This is a genomic window from Leifsonia sp. SIMBA_070 (assembly GCF_046534635.1).
In the GTDB taxonomy this organism is placed as follows: Bacteria; Actinomycetota; Actinomycetes; order Actinomycetales; family Microbacteriaceae; genus Leifsonia.
This window is the reverse complement of sequence record NZ_JAWRYK010000897.1, coordinates 1-238: the sequence shown is the minus strand read 5'-3', so window position 1 is coordinate 238 and position 238 is coordinate 1. Positions and strand designations below refer to the sequence as shown.

Annotated in this window: 1 protein-coding gene; it reads left to right on the top strand. The window is 42.4% G+C overall.

From position 1 onward, the window contains the following. Nucleotides 1–51: 51 nt before the first annotated feature. Nucleotides 52–238 (top strand): hypothetical protein (locus tag SB754_RS22810; protein ID WP_410784542.1); only part of this gene is annotated, 187 nt, incomplete at its 3' end.

Genomic DNA, 238 nt, shown 5'->3' with positions numbered 1-238 from the left:
CTACATAGAAGCATTTTAGAATAGAATACAAATCTACCCCGAGAGCTTTTTATGGTTTCATCAGACCTGATTTCAACCTTAAGATCGTTGAGTCGTTCAGACAAGTTCTACATCATACAGCTTCTAATCTCGGAACTTGCCCAGCAGGAAACAGACCTAATTAAACCTGAGCAAGCTTATCCAGTCTGGTCGCCTTATGGCGCGGATGAATCAGCGGATACGATGTTACAAGCTCTAC